Source organism: Psychromonas sp. Urea-02u-13 (assembly GCF_002835995.1).
Lineage (GTDB): Bacteria > Pseudomonadota > Gammaproteobacteria > Enterobacterales > Psychromonadaceae > Psychromonas.
Genome location: NZ_PJBZ01000073.1, coordinates 22,382 through 39,876, shown reverse-complemented (window position 1 = coordinate 39,876; position 17,495 = coordinate 22,382). Strand labels below are relative to the sequence as shown.

Annotated in this window: 21 protein-coding genes and 1 pseudogene; 12 read left to right on the top strand and 10 right to left on the bottom strand. The window is 38.4% G+C overall.

Going from position 1 to position 17,495, the window contains the following annotated elements:
• Positions 1-109 precede the first annotated feature (109 nt).
• Positions 110-757, top strand: coding sequence for a DUF2268 domain-containing putative Zn-dependent protease (locus CXF74_RS14695; RefSeq protein ID WP_157822418.1), 648 nt, complete (start codon positions 110-112; stop codon positions 755-757).
• 256 nt (positions 758-1,013) lie between these two features.
• Here CXF74_RS14695 and CXF74_RS23130 read toward each other — a convergent pair.
• Both CXF74_RS23130 and CXF74_RS14685 read right to left on the bottom strand, forming a co-directional pair.
• Positions 1,014-1,307: pseudogene (locus CXF74_RS23130) on the bottom strand (transposase); the annotation flags it as partial.
• Positions 1,308-1,866: 559 nt separating this feature from the next.
• Positions 1,867-2,280: a hypothetical protein gene (locus tag CXF74_RS14685; protein WP_101083282.1), complete on the bottom strand. Its 414-nt coding sequence runs from the start codon at positions 2,278-2,280 to the stop codon at positions 1,867-1,869.
• Between the two features lie 1,518 nt (positions 2,281-3,798).
• On the opposite strand from CXF74_RS14685, the gene CXF74_RS14680 reads away from it, so the two are divergent.
• Positions 3,799-4,650: a DMT family transporter gene (locus CXF74_RS14680; protein ID WP_232772539.1), complete on the top strand. Its 852-nt coding sequence runs from the start codon at positions 3,799-3,801 to the stop codon at positions 4,648-4,650.
• A gap of 268 nt (positions 4,651-4,918) precedes the next feature.
• Here CXF74_RS14680 and grcA read toward each other — a convergent pair whose 3' ends face one another.
• Positions 4,919-5,299, bottom strand: a complete 381-nt coding sequence (gene grcA, locus CXF74_RS14675) for an autonomous glycyl radical cofactor GrcA (RefSeq protein WP_101083281.1) — start codon at positions 5,297-5,299, stop codon at positions 4,919-4,921.
• Positions 5,300-5,649: 350 nt separating this feature from the next.
• Between grcA and ung the strand changes: the two genes are divergently transcribed.
• On the top strand, positions 5,650-6,300 hold the full coding sequence (gene ung / locus CXF74_RS14670; protein WP_101083280.1) for a uracil-DNA glycosylase: 651 nt from the start codon (positions 5,650-5,652) through the stop codon (positions 6,298-6,300).
• A gap of 72 nt (positions 6,301-6,372) precedes the next feature.
• Complete coding sequence (locus CXF74_RS14665; RefSeq protein WP_101083279.1) at positions 6,373-6,912, top strand: hemerythrin domain-containing protein; 540 nt, start codon at positions 6,373-6,375, stop codon at positions 6,910-6,912.
• A gap of 179 nt (positions 6,913-7,091) precedes the next feature.
• On the opposite strand, the gene ruvX is transcribed toward CXF74_RS14665, so the two are convergent.
• The 4 genes from ruvX to rsmE form a co-directional block, all read right to left on the bottom strand.
• Positions 7,092-7,538, bottom strand: coding sequence for a Holliday junction resolvase RuvX (ruvX, locus tag CXF74_RS14660; RefSeq protein WP_101083278.1), 447 nt, complete (start codon positions 7,536-7,538; stop codon positions 7,092-7,094).
• Entirely contained in the window at positions 7,535-8,173 is a 639-nt protein-coding gene (locus CXF74_RS14655) for a YqgE/AlgH family protein (protein ID WP_198552867.1), read from the bottom strand. Before CXF74_RS14655 ends, ruvX begins: the two co-directional genes overlap by 4 nt.
• Before the next feature lie 124 nt (positions 8,174-8,297).
• The gene (gene gshB, locus CXF74_RS14650; RefSeq protein WP_101083277.1) at positions 8,298-9,245 is read right to left on the bottom strand and encodes a glutathione synthase; all 948 of its coding nucleotides are present in this window, start codon (positions 9,243-9,245) and stop codon (positions 8,298-8,300) included.
• Positions 9,246-9,254: 9 nt separating this feature from the next.
• A complete protein-coding gene (rsmE, locus tag CXF74_RS14645) occupies positions 9,255-9,983 on the bottom strand; it encodes a 16S rRNA (uracil(1498)-N(3))-methyltransferase (RefSeq protein ID WP_101083276.1) in 729 nt (242 codons plus the stop codon).
• A gap of 179 nt (positions 9,984-10,162) precedes the next feature.
• Between rsmE and CXF74_RS14640 the strand changes: the two genes are divergently transcribed.
• From CXF74_RS14640 to CXF74_RS14625, 4 genes are all read left to right on the top strand, one after another.
• On the top strand, positions 10,163-11,119 hold the full coding sequence (locus CXF74_RS14640) for a methylenetetrahydrofolate reductase (RefSeq protein WP_101083275.1): 957 nt from the start codon (positions 10,163-10,165) through the stop codon (positions 11,117-11,119).
• Positions 11,120-11,258: 139 nt separating this feature from the next.
• Positions 11,259-12,035 (top strand): threonine/serine ThrE exporter family protein, encoded by a 777-nt coding sequence (locus CXF74_RS14635; RefSeq protein ID WP_101083274.1) that lies wholly within the window; start codon positions 11,259-11,261, stop codon positions 12,033-12,035.
• On the top strand, positions 12,035-12,511 hold the full coding sequence (locus tag CXF74_RS14630) for a threonine/serine exporter family protein (protein WP_101083273.1): 477 nt from the start codon (positions 12,035-12,037) through the stop codon (positions 12,509-12,511). Before CXF74_RS14635 ends, CXF74_RS14630 begins: the two co-directional genes overlap by 1 nt.
• Before the next feature lie 86 nt (positions 12,512-12,597).
• A complete protein-coding gene (locus tag CXF74_RS14625; RefSeq protein ID WP_101083272.1) occupies positions 12,598-12,933 on the top strand; it encodes a PBPRA1643 family SWIM/SEC-C metal-binding motif protein in 336 nt (111 codons plus the stop codon).
• Between the two features lie 105 nt (positions 12,934-13,038).
• Here CXF74_RS14625 and CXF74_RS14620 read toward each other — a convergent pair whose 3' ends face one another.
• Together CXF74_RS14620 and CXF74_RS14615 are read right to left on the bottom strand one after the other, a co-directional pair.
• Positions 13,039-13,446 carry a hypothetical protein gene (locus CXF74_RS14620; protein ID WP_101083271.1) on the bottom strand — a complete coding sequence of 136 codons (408 nt, stop codon included), beginning with the start codon at positions 13,444-13,446 and terminating at the stop codon, positions 13,039-13,041.
• 3 nt (positions 13,447-13,449) lie between these two features.
• On the bottom strand, positions 13,450-14,436 hold the full coding sequence (locus CXF74_RS14615) for a DUF2333 family protein (protein ID WP_442965955.1): 987 nt from the start codon (positions 14,434-14,436) through the stop codon (positions 13,450-13,452).
• 381 nt (positions 14,437-14,817) lie between these two features.
• Here CXF74_RS14615 and folA point away from each other — a divergent pair, with 381 nt between their 5' ends.
• The 4 genes from folA to CXF74_RS14595 are packed head-to-tail and all read left to right on the top strand — an operon-like array spanning position 14,818 to position 16,567.
• Positions 14,818-15,309 carry a type 3 dihydrofolate reductase gene (folA, locus tag CXF74_RS14610; protein WP_101083269.1) on the top strand — a complete coding sequence of 164 codons (492 nt, stop codon included), beginning with the start codon at positions 14,818-14,820 and terminating at the stop codon, positions 15,307-15,309.
• A gap of 47 nt (positions 15,310-15,356) precedes the next feature.
• The gene (locus tag CXF74_RS14605) at positions 15,357-15,623 is read left to right on the top strand and encodes a hypothetical protein (RefSeq protein ID WP_101083268.1); all 267 of its coding nucleotides are present in this window, start codon (positions 15,357-15,359) and stop codon (positions 15,621-15,623) included.
• Positions 15,578-16,159 carry a response regulator gene (locus CXF74_RS14600; protein ID WP_157822417.1) on the top strand — a complete coding sequence of 194 codons (582 nt, stop codon included), beginning with the start codon at positions 15,578-15,580 and terminating at the stop codon, positions 16,157-16,159. Before CXF74_RS14605 ends, CXF74_RS14600 begins: the two co-directional genes overlap by 46 nt.
• The gene (locus tag CXF74_RS14595) at positions 16,160-16,567 is read left to right on the top strand and encodes a GGDEF domain-containing protein (protein ID WP_101083266.1); all 408 of its coding nucleotides are present in this window, start codon (positions 16,160-16,162) and stop codon (positions 16,565-16,567) included.
• A gap of 105 nt (positions 16,568-16,672) precedes the next feature.
• Here the strand turns inward: CXF74_RS14595 and CXF74_RS14590 are convergent, their stop codons facing one another.
• Positions 16,673-17,494 (bottom strand): symmetrical bis(5'-nucleosyl)-tetraphosphatase, encoded by an 822-nt coding sequence (locus CXF74_RS14590; RefSeq protein WP_101083265.1) that lies wholly within the window; start codon positions 17,492-17,494, stop codon positions 16,673-16,675.
• Position 17,495: the final 1 nt, after the last annotated feature.

Here is a 17,495-nt window from a genome sequence, read left to right as displayed (position 1 = left end):
CTTAAACGGAACTAAAACAGTGGGTTACGTTTCGCTTCGCTACACATTTTAACCCACTCTTTTAGTCCGCTTAGTGCGGCGTTAGCCAACAACGTATCTGGAGTGTATCGTGACAGTTCAATTACATATTCTAAATTCCAGTAAAAAATTGTCTGCTATTGAAGACCTAATAAATTGCCAGTTTAAAATTGCAGTCGACCAGATTCAAAATATATTACTGATTGAGAATGTAGATGTTGTGGTGAAAGTAGGTAATGGTGTACTACCTGAAACTGGTTTTGGTGGTTATAGTCCTTCGGAAGATATCGCTTACATCACTATTGATCCTGATAACGAAGGTTTATTAAAAACATTCAATAATGAGTTTTTAGTTACTTTAGGTCATGAATTACATCATTGTGCTAGACACAAACATGTTGGTTATGGACTTACTCTTGGTGAAGCCTTAATTAGTGAAGGTCTAGCCTGTTTATTTGAAACAGAATTAAGATCAAATAAAGTACCGATATATGCAAATGTATTGTCCAAAGAACAAATAGAAAAATTTCTTATTAAAGCAAAACCTGAGTTATTGAACAGTTGTTATGATCATAATGCATGGTTTTTTGGGAGCAATAGTATTCCTAGGCACACTGGTTATTCAGTTGGTTATAAATTAGCAAAAGATTGTGTTAATTTATTTGAGTTGCCAGCCTCAAAACTTGTAAATAAATCAGCACAAGCTTGCTTTGAAATGTTGGCTAACAAACAAGAATAGGTGTCGCGCAGCCGACACCTTATTCGGGTGTTGGACAAGCCCGATCGGGAGTTGCTTCTCTTTATAGTAAATAGCGATTTTGGGAGTGGGCTAAATCGATGGTGTTACTTTTCTTTAGGCGAGTGTCGCTATCATACAATTGATAACTCAATTATATCAGTCTGTTATCTGTTTTTGTTGAATGCCATTACACCTCTTTATCTCAGATTTCATCCTTCCTACTAAACGATCACTTAAGATCAAGCTTGGTGACAAGTTAACCTCTCAGTCGATTCATTCCCATAAAACTCATTTGATGCTGATAATATGGGCAAATGCACTTTGACTGTTTGCTCTTTTGAGGTGTCGAAACTGAATCGATATTGATGCCCAATAATAGTAAGATTTGCAGTCGTAACTGTTTGGCATTGCCTCTTAAGAATCCGTAATCCCTAATGCGCTGTAATCCTTTAGGCAATACATGAAGCAAAATAAGCCATAAAAATTCGAGTATGACTAGCTTGTGTGTTTTGGTTTGTTTAGTTTCATTGTCTATATATTGAAAGTAAACTACGGGATACCCAAACCTTTTTGCCTAACATGTCACCGCTTAAGTAGTTTTGATGATTGTATTTTTTGCTCTTGAATTCTGACTACTATTTCAAAAACTGAACATCAAAGCGTCTGTCATTACACAGTGCACGCTGCAATACTCCCGTTGTATTCTCTTTGATTTTAAGTTTGTTTTAGCAACGCCTGACAGGACGTCAGGGGTAAGTGCGCTTCAGAACATGGATGTTCTGTAAGCACTGGTGCGGTTAAAACAATCTTTAAATCAAATGAAGGGAATAATCGGGCGAGCTCTTTTCTGGTTACTCTTTTCTGCTCGACAGAAAAGAGTAACTCGCCACTGGCGAAACCTCTGCAATGTAAGATCAAACACTGCCACAGTGAGCGCTAGCGAAAAAACAAACTTTATAAGAGCTAATCGAAAAGGCCAATGGGTGACCCCCTGCGTACTGATAGCGTATTTTTGCTTTACCCCGAGATGCCCGATAAAGTAACTCGGGCATGAAGGTTGTTGCTTGGCTGCTGGTTATAATACGGCTGCTTTAATGAGAACGGGTTCATTATATTGCCGAGCTAGCACTTGTCAGTGAAAATGCTTTCATAATTTGTTGCTGACGCTCAACTAAGCTATTACTGATAAAACATAAACGGCTACCCGTTTTTTGTGTTTCGAGAATGCCAGGAATTTGCTGAGCCATAACGTCATCATCCTCGCTTAAAGCATAAAGTTGAATATCATCACCAGGTAATGAATCTAATGCTTCATAAGCGCCAGTACCAATTACCGTTAAATTAACATCGTTACCAACAATGCTTCCACCGGCAAGTGCACACATTATTTTTTCACCGTCAATTTCACTCTTCATCACCATGTATTGCATATGGCCAGCATGCTTTATATCAAAACTTTCAAGAACAAATTTGTTAGTTTCTGGTGAAGCTGAAATGTCTGTAATGATTTCACTTTTAAGCATAATATTATCCTTTAAATTATGAAGGCAACTAAAACTCTGCTGCATTTAGTACTGTATTGTCTGAATTTATAATTAATTCGTAACTACTCAGGACGTCGCTATTTAAGCCTATTTCATCGTTAAAAAATGCTCATTTAAACGACTAAACTGCGCTTTTTCGCCTTGAACTAAGCATAAATAACTTAGTCCTGAGCAGTTACTGTCTACTTTCGTATAAAAAGCACCCGTTTTAGGCGGGTGCTGAGTAGTTACTTTAATTCTTAATTCTTGATTCTTAGTTTTTAATAAGGTGCAAAGAGGGGGCCAACTTTATTTTGTGAATGTTTTTGTTTTGTTAATGCTTTTATTTGATGTTCTGAGTGAGCTTTTTATTTTTAGCATATTAAATAAAATTGTCAGGAATAACAGGTGGTTGAAGTTTTTGAAAGGTCGTCTTGGTTAATTCTCTTTTGTATATTAACTAAAATAGGATAATAGGTACTGTTTAATAGTTGTTGCCGTTACGAAATTTTTAACGCAGAAGTGATAAATTTCGCCAAAAAATAGTTAAGATACTTAAGGGTATAAGGGCAAGATTTCACTGCCATTGAATTTAGAACGGCAATTACTGCCACCTTCCTTGCCGACCTCTACCTCTACCTCTTACAACTTTACAACGCTGGTATCAGGTCTTTAATCTTGAATTGTCATAAAGTGTAAGTCGGTTTTCTAGGGTGAAACGTGGCCTATAGTCACGGCAAGCGCATTATAATTGAAAATGCTTTTAGCACTCCAGAATACGTCTTGCTATAGCATTGTTCCCTATTATTTCAATAAAAAACGACCACGAAGCCACTTCGTTACACAGAGAACACGAAGAAACCAAGAACAAAAATTCAATTTGTCCTTTAACCTTCTTTTTCTTCATACCTTCGTGGTGAATTGCTTTTGAATTGCTTTAAATTGTTCAATCGCATTTATAATGCGCTTGCCCTGAGAGTAAGCTTGATCATTTACAATTAAGCTTGCTTCTTTTACTCGCTGAAAGTTAGATCGCAATGAATCCATAGTGTCGTAGAAAACTATAAATTTGTAGCCAATTTCACTTAGCTACAACAGTTAAAGATCGAGTAAAGATCGAGTGAAGATCGAGGACATCCATATACTGATGTAAACAAAATCAAATGCTTAAGATTTGAAAGCCATAGACTCCCAATCTATTACTGCTGTAACACTAGCGCTTATTGTTGCCTTTTAAATCCCAAATCGCAGTGATTTCGCCTGAAGGCGAGTGACTATTTTCTGGTGAGGAGAAAAGAGTTCGCCCGATTATTCCCTTATTTTTATTTACTGAGTAAAAAACACGCTAAAATGTTCAATACTTAGCTTTAAATGTCTTCTACCTGCAAGGGGGGACTATGATTTCCAATCAAGCTATATTATCCATCATTGTCCTCCGATAGTTGCAGGTCTGGGCTTATTCACTGTGTAGTGGTCAAGTGATATCATTAAACTAGATTAATAATTTGAGGCCGGCCTTTGAAAACAATTTTATACACAGCGATCGCGCTACTGGCCTTTGCTGGTAATTCTATTTTATGCCGTTATGCGTTAAAAGGGGATGTGATTGATGCCAGTAGTTTTACCGCTGTCCGCCTTATTTCTGGTGCGCTCTTTCTCGTTATCTTGATTATGTTAAAACACCGAGGTCGGTTTAATTTTCAAGAGGGCAGTTGGTCCTCTGCCTGCTACCTTTTCATCTATATGATTACTTTTTCTTTTGCTTATATAACACTTGATACCGGTGTTGGTGCGCTAATATTATTTGGGGCTGTGCAAGTCACCATGATTTTTATGAATGTGTTAAAAGGGAAAATGTTACGGCCGATTGAATGGGTAGGATTACTGGTTGCCTTTTCTGGACTTACCTTGTTATTACTACCCTGCGCTAGCACCCCTCCTTTAGTGGGGTTTCTATTAATGGGCATCTCGGGATGTGCATGGGGATTTTATACTTTAGCGGGTAAACAAGCTAAAAATCCATTGGTAAATACCGCGAATAATTTTATCAGAACCCTTCCTTTTGTGGCGCTACTCATTATCTTCACACTAGAAATGCACAATATAAGTCATGAAGGTTTGTTACTTGCGATAGTCTCTGGTGCGCTTACCTCTGGTCTTGGTTATGCAATATGGTATGCAGCGTTAAAAGGGCTGAATGTGACCCAAGCTGCTATTTTACAGTTAACCGTACCGATTATTGCCACTTTTGGTGGTGTTGTTTTTACTCATGAAACAATCACAGCGCAGTTACTTATCTCATCATTACTGGTATTAGGTGGTATTTTGATTGTGACACTAGGAACGCATGCTAAAGGTGAGAAGCGTTAATCTGCATATAAAACCATCGAGTGAAATATACGGAGGTGTTTTCTATATAAGTTCTTTGGGTTTTAATAAGAAAATGGCAAACGTGTAACTGCAATTTTTAATGAACTAGGCATTGAAATTTAGAATTATTTTGAAGAGGGAAATAACGAGGTGAGCTGTTGAAGAGTATTAACCCATCCTTTAAAGTAGAAAGAACAGAATTCCAATGTAGAAATAAAAAACCTAATAACAATGGTTATTAGGTTTTTTGTTACTCATTTTTTAAATGCTACATACTTTCTGTAAATGTACGTGTCATTACATCAGCTTTTTGTTCAGCTGTTAGAGAGTTAAAACGTACAGCATAACCAGAAACACGAATTGTTAATTGTGGGTAGTTTTCTGGGTGCTTGATTGCATCTTCCAACGTCTCTTTACGTAGTACATTTACGTTTAAGTGTTGGCCACCTTCTTGTGCTGCAGGTGCTTGAATTGCGATCTCTTTATATTCGATTTCGCCAAGATCAGCGATTGAAACAACTTGATCTTCTGCATAAGCGTTGTCTTTAACACATAAACAACGTGCTTGAGCATTTGCTTCATCTAATAACCAAAAAGAGTTAAGAAGAGATGCGTTGTCAGATTGAGTGATTTGAATACCAAAAGCCATGTGGAGCTCCTTTATTAGTGTAAAGTTGTGTAATAAAATTACAGTTCGGTACTATTAATACAATTGCACCAACTGCGTTTAATAAATCTACGCTGATTATATGACCTGTTTTGCTTGATGTAAATCAATAATCACATATTTTTTGTGTGGGTTAGTTGTTTGTTTATTGCGCTAGGTCAATGCGAATATTAGTATTGCTGATCTAGCCTAATAAAGCTTTGTTTTAGGTCAATTTTAGCGTCTGTAATAATATTTCAACCTTGATTGTTAATGGGTTGTTGCCGTTAAGTTAATATTTAACAATTGCTTAGGCGTTATATTTTAATTGTGAAAAATAAAAGGATAAAGAAATGAATTGGCAAAAGTTTATACAGTTAGAGAAACAAAAAGCCTATTATCAAGCGCTTTCTGTTTTTCTCGAAAATCAGACGATAGCGGGAAAAGAGGTATATCCCAGTGAGGCTTTATATTTTAATGCATTGGACCTTTGTCCGTTAGAAAACGTCAAAGTGGTTATTTTAGGACAAGATCCTTATCACGGCGAAGGGCAAGCGCACGGGCTTAGTTTTTCTGTGCCTGATGGGGTAAAAGTGCCACCTTCCTTACGTAATATCTATAAAGAACTCGCGGACAGTATTGATGGATTTGAAGTGCCTGAGTCAGGTAATTTAACGCATTGGGCCGAGCAAGGAGTATTGCTACTCAATGCGGTATTAAGCGTTGAGAAAAGCAATGCGGGTAGCCATGCAAAACAAGGTTGGGAAACTTTTACTGATAATGTGATTAAGCAATTAAATGAATCACAAAGCGGTGTTATTTTCCTGCTGTGGGGAGGTTACGCACATAAAAAAGGACTGTTTATTGATGAAGCTAAACATACTATTTTAAAGTCAGTGCATCCTTCTCCTTTGTCGGCATATCGTGGTTTTTTAGGTTGTGGACATTTTAAAGAGGTTAATGAGATTCTGACTCGCTTGGATAAAAATAAAATCAATTGGTAGTTTGATTTAAGGCAGAGTTTTTTATTTTTGAGGTTTTATAATGGAGACTAAATCTAATGAAGAGTGTCTATTATGCTAGAAATTATTCACAATGATCACCGTAATATTAACCAGCTACTACGAATTTTACGTAAAAAAATAAAATTATTAGAAGAAGATGAAAAAATAGATTACCGCTTAATAAAAGCGATTATTACTTATTTAAGAAACTATGCCGATAAGTACCATCATCCAATGGAAGACCTTATCTATGCGTATTACCTCAAATATCGTGTTGTGCCTGATGCCATTGCTATTCGTTTGTCAAAAGAGCACAAGCTGATTAAAGAGGTCACCATTGAGCTTGATGAATTAGTTGAAATGGTCTTGTTAGACGCGATTGTACCTAAACAGTTGTGCTTGGAAAAATTATCGGTATTTGTTGAGTTGCAAGCCGCTCATCTTATGTATGAAGAGTCGCAAATTTTACCTGCCATTCGTGAGAGTTTATCGGCAGATGACTGGGCTAACCTTGAGCAACAGTGGCAACATAATCATTATGAAGATCCATTGTTTGGTGACAATATTGGTGAAGAATATAAAGCATTAGCTGAGCGTATTAACCAGGGGTAATAGTCTGTAGAGCGGGATTGTTCCCGCCGTCTATTTTAAAAGTAACGACCACTCATCACTAAAAACACCAAGGTAATTCAAAAAGCCTAATTAAGATTTAACTTCCTTTTCCTTCGTGGTTAACCGATTTTGACCTTAACTGAACGCTGACAGCTAAAAACTGACAGCTTTTTTGAGCTCTAATCGTACTGACTTTCCATCCAACTCTCTAAAATTAAAGCCGCGGAAACGCTATCCACTTTTCCTTTGTCGAGCGCTTTAAAACCACCACGTTCGAAAATAAACTCTTTAGCACTTGCGGTTGTGAGACGTTCATCTTGTAACGCAGTTTTGACGCCAAAACGGCCGTTAAGACGATTTGCAAATGTCTTAGCACGTTGTGTGATGGGCTGCTCTGTGCCATCCATATTCAGCGGTAATCCAACAACCACTAAATCGGGTTGCCACTCTTTAATGACCTTTTCGACGATATCCCAATTAGGAATGCCATCATTGGCTTTAATGGCATGGATAGGTTGTGCGGTTGCAGTGATCATTTGACCTGTTGCAACACCAATGCTTTTGGTGCCAAAATCAAAGCCAAGTAAGCTTTGTGGTGCTTTTTCTGTTGTAATATTATCTGTCATGCGTGTCCGGTTGTGGTGGTTAGTTGCTCTGGTGTGATGCCCAAACGCTGCAAAGAGGCACTCCAGCGTTTTTCTGCAGGGGTATTAAAGATAATATCGTTTTCACTTTCGATGGTCAGCCAGTGATTATCATTCATCTCTTGTTCTAATTGACCTGAACTCCAACTTGCGTACCCAAGTGTCACTAAATATTTTTCAGGTTCATTGTCCGTACCAAGCGTTGATAACACTGCATTGGAGTTGGACATTAATAACTGCTCATTGAGCTCTGTGCTTTGTGAGTTGTCGATAAGCGGGCTATGTAAAACAAAACCTCGTTCAAGTTCAAGGGGGCCACCTAAAAATACAGATTCGGTGAGTGGAGGCTCTGGTTGGTGTTTGATGCTTTCTACATTACTGAGCAGTTCTTGCAGGGTAAGCTTAACGGGAAAGTTAATAATAAACCCCATCGCGCCTTCTTCATCATGCTCACAGAGATAAACAACCGACTTTTTAAAATAGGGATCAGTCAGTGTTGGCATGGCAATTAAAAAATGATTTTTAAGGGTGGTGATCACCTCTGTTTTATCACTATCAACAAACACTTCATCCTGTTGAAGTGTAGAGTCACTACTTTTATTATTTTTTTCAGTCATGTGAACCTCCTTGCTAGCCATATACCCATGCTACTTCAGATGCAAAATCAGCAAAGTAAATTGTGCCGAGAAACTAGGCATAAATTGAAGCCTAGTTATGCTAAGTATGGCTATTTATAATAAATTATCGAATACGCTTTTCAATTGCATCCATTAACTTACCAGCAATGTTTGTGCCGTATGCGTTATCTATCTCTTGAATACAGGTTGGGCTCGTTACATTAATTTCTGTCACTTTGTCACCAATCACGTCAAGACCAACAAAAATAAGGCCTTTTTCTTTTAGCTTAGGACCGATGCTGTTCGCAATATGCCAATCAGATTCTGACAACGGCTGTGCTACACCACGGCCACCGGCTGCTAAATTACCACGTGTCTCACCTTTAGCGGGAATACGTGCCAGCGCATATGGCATTGGCTCACCGTCAACAATCAGGATACGTTTATCGCCATCTTTAATATCAGGGATAAATGCTTGTGCCATTGTGTAACGCGTTTCATGCTCGGTTAAGGTTTCGATGATCACGCCTAAGTTGGCATCTTTTTCTTTAATGCGGAAAATAGACGCGCCACCCATACCATCAAGCGGTTTTAAGATGACATCTTTATGTTTGGCGTGGAATGCTCGAATTCTTGCGCTACTACGTGTCACTAAGGTCGTTGGCGTAAATTCACTAAACCAAGCGGTAAATAGTTTTTCGTTAGCATCACGTAGGCTCTGTGGTTTATTAACAATCAAACAGCCTTCATCTTCCGCGCGCTCTAACAGGTAAGTTGCGTAAACAAATTCAGTGTCAAAAGGGGGATCTTTACGCATTAATACCGCGTCTAAATCAGAAAGAGCATGATCAACCGCTTCTTCAAGTTGATAAAAATTACCTTCTTCACGTTGTACTGTGAGTTTTTTAGAACTTGCAAAACTGCGACCATCTTCTAAATAGAGATCTTTCATCTCCATGTAATAAAGTTCCCAGCCACGAGACTGCGCTTCTAATAACATCGCAAAGCTTGAGTCTTTATGAATTTTTACATCTTGAATTGGATCCATTACGATCCCGATTTTAATAGTCATTTTTTATCCTTAAGCTAGGTCACCAAAGCGACACTGTAATGCGGTTATTGCGGTTAACGCTGCCGTTTCGGTGCGTAAAATACGTGGCCCGAGTAGTGTTTCTGTAAAATTAAGTGTTTCAGTTAACTCGATTTCTTGGTCACTCAAGCCACCTTCTGGGCCTATCAAAAGCGAGATGTTGGTTAGCTTTTCTGGCAATGTATTGATCGAGTATTTAGCACGGGGATGCAGTGTTAATTTAACCGCATCACTTGACGCTGAACACCAGTCTAATAAAGGCTGTGTGGCATGAATAGTGGGCACGACGTTACGACCGGATTGCTCACAGGCAGCAATCGCTATTTTCTGCCACTGTTGTTGCTTTTTCTCCATGCGTTCAAGGTTTATTTTAACCCCACAACGCTCGCTTACGAGAGGCGTTATTTCATTAACCCCTAACTCAACGGCTTTTTGAATAACAAACTCCATGCGATCGCCACGGGAAATAACCTGGCCTAAATGCAGATGAAGTGGGCTTTCGTTATTGGTTTCAGTGAAACTATCAATATGCACAGTACAACTGCGTTTTTGCACATCAATTAACGTGGCGTTAAATTCGCCACCTTGGCCATTAAAAAGCGTGATTGTGCTATCAACTTTAAGTCGTAAAACACGGATATGTTGCGTCGCATCATCACCCAGTTTAACGGTTTCTGTGATGGCGAGTGGTTGTGGGTCATAAAATCTTGGCTGTCGCATAATTTTTACACTGTTAAAGTTTGCTTATTGTGCCTTAGTATAACGCGAAAAGTTTGTTGAAAACTAACGCTAATTTATTATTAGTAACATGCTTATTTATTATATATTAGACGCTTATTCATTATTAATTAACTAGCATTTATGCGACAATTTAGGCTTCATTTTTCAAGGAAGTATTTATGTCTGACTCCATTTTAAAAAACAAATCCAGCGATCCCAAGCAGGGGGTGTACTTTATTGGTACAACGCCGCCTAAACAGGATACGGATATTGAACTTGTTTCAGGCATTGCCGATAAACTACTTAGTCGTTTAGATGAGATTGATTACGATGGTTTGATTGTTTATGACATTCAAGATGAAACATCACGTATTGATAAACCGCGTCCTTTCCCGTTTAAATATACCCACGACTCTCGTCTATATTCAAAACTACTACATGATAAATGTAATAAACCTGTTATCACTTATAAGAGTGTTTCACAGCGAGATAGTGCTGACTTTTCAACATGGCTAAATGATGCATGGCACCAATTTTCAGTACGTGACATTGTATTAGTAGGCAGTCCATCAGCGGAAGGTGAAATTAAGTTATCATTGAATGATGCTTATGGTGTTTTAAAAGAGCACAATTTAGACTTTCATTTAGGTGGCGTGACTATTGCAGAACGACATATCAATAAAGGTGATGAACATATACGCCTAAATAATAAAGTGGTACGGGGTTGTGAGTTTTTCATCTCACAGGCTGTCTATAACGCGCAAGCGACAATCGACTTATTAACGCGTTATGCGTCACAGTGTAAAAAAGATGGCGTGAAACCTAAACGTATCGTTTTAACCTTCTCTCCTTGTGGTAGTGAAAAAACACTCGAGTTCATTGAGTGGTTAGGCATTTCAGTACCTGAAGCGACTAAGTTGCGTATTTTAGAATCTGAAAACCCATTAAAAGAATCGTTACTGATTAATCGAAATAACTTTGAACAGATATTGCAGGCATGTCTTCCTTTGGATATTCCTTTTGGTCTAAACATTGAAAGTTTAACTAATCGTAAAGAAGAGATTGATGCGGCTATTTTGTTATTCAAACTCCTTAAAGCGACATTAGATCTAAAATTAGCTGAATCACAGCTATAACCTCAAAGCTTGCTGGTGAACTCATATTGTGATTCACCAGTAACTATTTTTAAAATCCCCGCCTTTATGTGATAAAAAACAAAGATTTTTTTATGGTTCCCGATATGATCCCTTTTTTCATTGGTGGAATCTATTTTCAATGAGTTTAAATCAAGATGCGCAAACGGAGTTAACTCGTATTGCGGTAACTGCTGGACAAATTTTGCATCAACATGGCGCAGAAAGCCGTCTTGTTGAACAAACAACACAACGTATCGGCCTCGCGCTTGGAGCACAAAGCATTGAACTGTCAGTAAGCTCCGATGCGATTGTTATTACCAGTTTGTTCGAAGGTAATTGTATTACCACAACAAGGCGCTGTTATGATCGTGGCATCAATATGCAGATGGTTTGTGACGTATTACGTATTTGCGTGATGCTTGAGAAACGCCTGCTTGATGCAACACAAGTCAAAGAGCGCTTAGCGCGTTTAACCCCTTTTAAATATAACCGCTGGTTAGTGGTATTAATGATTGGTTTTTCCTGCTCAAGCTTCAGTCATTTTTTTGGTGGGGACTGGCCGGTTTATATCACGACTTTTTTTGCTTCGTCAGCCGCTATGATATTACGTCAAGAACTTGCTCATCGTCATCATAATCCCTTTGTGAACTTTTCTTTAGCCGCTTTTCTAGCGACATCGATTGCCAGCCTGGGTGTATTGTTTGAATTTGGTGATAAACCACAAATAGCGATGGCAGCGTCAGTATTATTATTAGTCCCTGGTTTTCCATTGATCAATGCGGTGTCGGATATGTTAAAAGGGCATATCAGCACGGGTATTGCACGTTGGGTATTTGCTACGTTATTAACCATTAGTGTGTCGATTGGTATTGTGGCCTCAATGGCGTTAACCGGCGTGTCGGGGTGGATTCATTAATGGAATACTTCATTGAGTTATTAAAATTAATTATTATTGATGCGTTATTTGCCGCTGTGCCCGCCGTTGGTTTTGCAATGGTGTTTAACGTGCCTAAAAAAATGTTGGTTTATTGCGCAATTGGTGGCGCATTTGCGCATAGCTTACGTTTTTTATTAATGGATTTTGGTGTGCAGATTGAGTGGGCGACTTTGATTGCATCCAGCTCCATGGGGTTCTTAGGGCTTTATTGGTCACGTAAACGTTTAATCCCACGACCGGTGTTTACTGTTGCGTCGGTAATACCGATGATTCCGGGTAGTTTTGCTTTTACCACTGTGATTGGATTAGTAGAACTTAATAGCGCTGGTTACAGTGTTGAGATGATGCAGATCGTCACTGAAAACGGCTTAAAAACGCTGTTTATCTTAGGCGCATTAAGTTTTGGTTTAGCGTTACCTTCAATACTGATTTACCGAGGCAGGCCAATCGTATAAACTGCGCCTCATAATCACTCTGCTTGTGCCATAGTGACGAGCATTGATGAGTGATACGCTGGGTAATGATTTTTGAGGAATAGAAGATGTCAGATAAATTTTTCTTTAAAGGAAAAAAAGAGAAAAAACCAAAACATACAAGTTACGGTTTTAATACTAAACGTGCAGCAAAATCGGGAACAAAAGAGTCTCCGTTTGTTATGTCAGTAAAAACAGACGCACGAAAAGTAGAGATTGAAGCAATATTAAAAGAACATGATTTATTTGCTGAGATTGAAATTAATGAAAGCGCTGAAGAAAATATTGTTGATCTTAATGGTTTTTTAAATAAACCTGTAACAACAACGTTTGAGAAAAAACCACAACGTAATGATCCATGCTCTTGCGGTAGTGAGAAAAAATACAAGAAGTGCTGCGGTTAGATTTTAAGCTAAGCCACTTTAAATAAGATAATAAAAAAGGAGACAAAGCGTTACGCTTTGTCTCCTTTTTTTGTTTTAGAGCCTGGTTAATCGCAATAGGTATAACTATTCAGAAACCGCTCTAAATGATTTTAATACTAACCCTAACCCGCCAATCGCTAACACTAAAATAACAATCAAATCAAACGCACTCATACTTCTAAAGCTAAAATTAATCGATGAGATAACGCCAAAGATAAGTGCGGTCATTGAACCTAACGAGAGCACCCAACCGATAATGTTGCGACTATTATAAAAGATTAAACCAATACCAAACATAAACGGGATCATCACCATACCGCTGGTAATTGCGTAACCTCCACCCATGCCAGAGAAACGGTATAAGTTGCGACTAAAGGCAAAGCTTGAGGTCACTGATATCGCGTTAAGTAAGAGATAAAAGCCACCAATCATCATAATGAGACCAATAAAAAAAGTCCCTATGCCACCGGATGTACCACCTGCTCCTTTCATTCTTTAACCCTGTTCTAATAAGCGACGAAGATCAATTAAGGCTGCATTTGCGCGAGATACATAATTGGCCATGACTAATGAATGGTTTGCGAGTAAACCAAAACCACTGCCATTGAGTATCATTGGTGTCCAAATAGGATCTTGTGTTGATTCTAAATCGCGAATAATTTGTTTTAAGCTGGCTTGTGCATTTTTCTTTTCAAGCACATCAGAAAAGTCAATCTCAACGGCTTTTAGGAAATGTAAGATGGCCCATGTTGCGCCACGGCTTTCATAAAAAACATCATCAATTTTCCACCATGAGGTTTTTACCATCGATTCGCTTGCTGTTTCTGTGGATTGCTTCGCACTAGGATCGCCTGATAATGCGGTGTTGAATCTGTCATGGCCAACACTTGCACTTAAGCGGTGCGAGATAGAGCCTAAACGTTTTTCTACTTCACGCAGCCAATCACCTAAGTTATCGGCACGTGTATAGAATTGTGCGTCAGTCGCTGTTTCTGAAATTAAACGCGTGCGGTAACGTTTTAATGCATTGATAGCATCGGTATATTCGCTTTCTGCACTCGGTAACTGCCAGCTTGTATGGGAAATATTCAGTTTACTTTGCGCTATCTCTAAATCTTTATCACCCGTAGATTGTGATTGAGAACGACTAAAGTCTAAACGCATAGCTAATGCTAAATCACGCGTTTGCTCCAGTGCGCCATATTCGAAAGCCGGCATGTTATCCATAAAAATGCCAGGTGGTGTCATATCGTTTGCTAAGAAACCACCGGGCTTGTTGATCAGCCAATCAGTGACATCAATGAGCGTTGAGGTGGTTGTATAACCAGACACCATTTTGTGGTTATTTATTTGTGCGGTCTCGGTGGTTTTTTGCTGTACGTTATATGCGCTTGGCATCCAGCCCCACCAAATTGAAACTGCCCAAATAAGAACAGCAATAATGGACAGGAGACTAATAATTGATTTTTTTCCTAACATAATTCTTTTCCATTTTAATAACAGGTCATGAACAGCCATGATACTTCAAAATGCAAAGTCAGCAAGGCAAATTGTGTCAAAATACAAAGCGTGAAATCGAAGTATAGTCACTCACCTTAGATGTGCCATAACATGAAGTGGGATAAAATACCCCTTTCTTTATAAGGCATTAGCTTAAAAATACAGTGCCGCGTTAGCACAATCAAATGAGCGTTAAACTATCTTCTATGCCGTGCTATTGGGTTTATCGTTTGACTACCTAGAAAGGTATTGTTAACTAAAAGGGGGGTCTTTATCATCATAATAGTTAACATATTTATGCATCATTTAAAGACTATATTTGATAATCTTGTGAAAAATAGCATTAATTTTTTAAGGAATAAAATGAAAATTTCAATGATTGCCGCAATGGCTGAAGATCGAGTGATCGGTTTAGATAATAAAATGCCGTGGCATTTACCTGCTGACCTCAAGTTTTTTAAACGTGTGACCTTAGGAAAACCGATTATTATGGGACGTAAAACCTACCAGTCTATTGGTCGTCCGTTACCTGGTCGTAAAAATATCGTGGTAACACGTAATACAAGTTTGAAAATAGAAGGTGTTGAGTGCGTTCAGACACTTGAGCAAGCGATAGAGTTACTGGGTGATGCAGAAGAGGTCATGATTATTGGTGGCGCGACTATTTATGAACAGTTTTTAGCACAAGCGGATCGTTTATACCTGACGTTCATTGACCTAAAAACAAAAGGAGATACACAATTTCCTGATTATCAACAGATTGCACAATGGCATGAAGTTGAACGTGAAATGTATTTAAAAGATGAAAAAAATGCACATAACTGTGAATTTGTTACCTTAGATCGCATAAAATGATAACAAAGTGTTACCGTGATAATAGATAACATTTACCAGGGATGATGATGTATAACAAATTATCAAAAAACATTTTAGTCGTAGAAGACAGTGTGATGTTTACACGTATTTTGAAACGCAGCGTTGAAGCGGTTGATGGTTTTAAAGTCATTGCCGTTGAAACGTTTGCTGATTTAAAGAAACTGTTAGAAGCCAATGACATGAGTTTTTTGCCAGTTTACTTGATGTTAATTTACCCGATGCCCCTCATGGTGAAGTCATTGATTACGTGCTTGCACATAATATTCCCTCTGTTATTTTTACCGGTAAGTTAGATGATAGCTTTCGTAAAAAAATCTACACCAAAGGCATTGTTGATTACGTATTAAAAGAGGGCCCTGCAAACGTTGAATACGTGGTTTCACTGCTCAGTCAATTAAAGCGTACTTGTGAGCTTGATGTCTTAGTTGTTGATGACTCAAACAGCATCCGCTCTTATATTAAACACCTCTTAGTTATTTATCAGTTCAATGTCTTAGAAGCCGTTGATGGTGTTGACGCCTTAGAAAAGATTCAACAACATCCTAATATTAGCCTGGTATTAACCGATTTTAATATGCCTAATATGGATGGGCTAGAACTCACTAAACAGATTCGTCGCAAGCATCGCAGTCAGCATATGGCGATTATTGGCATGTCTGCATTTGGTAATAATCAGTTATCTGAACACTTTTTGAAGCTAGGTGGCAGTGATTTTATTACTAAACCTTTCCTTGAAGAAGAATTTTTCTGCCGTATTAACCAGAACATGGCATTGCTTGAGCACATTAAAAAATTAAAGTTTTTAGCAACCAGAGACTTCTTAATGTGACTGTTTAATCGTCGCCACTTTTTTGAGTTGGGAGATGTCATTTTCGCTCGTGCGAAAAAGAAAGCGTTAACAGTAGGCGTTGCGTTACTTGATATTGATTTCTTTAAAAAAGTAAATGATAACTATGGCCATGATGCCGGTGATATTGTACTTCGTCAGTTAGGGTCATTATTAATTGAAGACTTCGAAGGGGAAGTTGCAAGTAAAGATGTCGTTGCTCGTTTTGGTGGTGAAGAGTTTTGCTTTTTATTAGTCGCGGATAACCAGAAACAGATTGAAATAAGATTATCGGCATTACGTCAGCGTATTGAAAATGATTGTTTTATATTAAACGATGGTTTTGAGCTGAAAGTAACGGCAAGTATTGGACTGTTTACTGGAGAGGCAAGAGATCTTGAATCCGCATGAAGCATTGCCGATAAAGCACTCTATCAAGCAAAAGATAATGGCCGTAACCAAGTTATCTTATTTGAGCAAGCAGACTAATCTCAATTTTATTTAATCGTTGTGTGTTTATTGACTATGTACAGGGCAAGCAAGAGAGAATGTTTTTTTGTCTTGCCAACGTAACATGGTTAAACTATTTCCCCACACACAGCCGGTATCTAACGCATATAACCCTTCTTTATCAACATTGCCAAGCAATGCGGCCCAATGACCAAATAGAATAGGGCTACTTGTATCTAGGCTATCAATTTCAAACCAAGGTTTCATGATACTAGGGTCTGTTTCTGCTGGGCCAAGCTTATTTTTAAATTCTAAAGAACCATCTAAAAAGCAGTAACGCATACGTGTAAATGCATTAATAATAAAACGCTGTCGTTCATCACCTACGAGTTTTTCAGACCAACTATTAGGATGGTTACCATACATTTTTTGTAATAGGCTTTTGAATTGATTGTTATGTAACTGGCTTTCGACCTCAAGCGCGAACTGCTCCGCTTGTTTGATTGTCCATTGCGGGGATATGCCGGCATGCACCATGACAAAATCAAACTCTGGATGGCGTAATAACAGCGGCTGATGACGTAACCATTCAAGCAATTCATCACAATCGTGTGCGCTTAATAAAGGGGTTAATTTATCATTTTCTTTGGCTTGGTGGATACCTTGCCAAATAGCGAGTAGATGTAAATCATGGTTACCTAAAATGACCTTGGCACTTGACCCTAAATTTTTTACAAAACGTAGGGTCTCAAGTGACTTTGGACCACGGGCAACTAAGTCACCGGTTATCCAAAGTTCATCTTTTTCAGGCATAAAGTTAGCAACATTAAGTAGCTGTTGTAGTTCATCACAACAGCCTTGAATATCACCAACAATATACGTTGCCATT